The sequence below is a fragment of the Cellulomonas sp. RIT-PI-Y genome (assembly GCF_025642745.1).
Classification (GTDB): domain Bacteria; phylum Actinomycetota; class Actinomycetes; order Actinomycetales; family Cellulomonadaceae; genus Cellulomonas.
The window spans coordinates 1-297 of record NZ_JANZKP010000094.1 but is presented as its reverse complement, the minus strand read 5'-3'; the positions used below and the strand labels follow the sequence as shown (position 1 = coordinate 297).

Genomic DNA, 297 nt, shown 5'->3' with positions numbered 1-297 from the left:
TGGACGCTGTCCTTGGCGATCGACCGCACCGAGTTCCAAGCCGGCGAGTCCGTCACCATCGTGGCAACCGCGAACCAGAACGTCTACGACACCCAACAGACCTACAAGGTCTACATCAACGACCTCACCACCGGCGAGACCATCCAGACCTGCTACAACAACTGGGGAACCTCCGGCAGCAACTACACCTGCACGGCGATCAAGCGCTACAACACCGGCAGCACGCACGAGTACGAAGCAGTCGTCGCCTCATACACCGACCAAGAAACGAACATCCAAGCCACCAGCAACAAGGTC

The 297-nt window shown here is 58.9% G+C and carries 1 protein-coding gene; it reads left to right on the top strand.

Annotation, left to right across the window (positions count from 1 at the left end):
* Nucleotides 1-297 (top strand): hypothetical protein (locus tag OGL89_RS16755; RefSeq protein ID WP_263121310.1); only part of this gene is annotated, 297 nt, incomplete at both ends.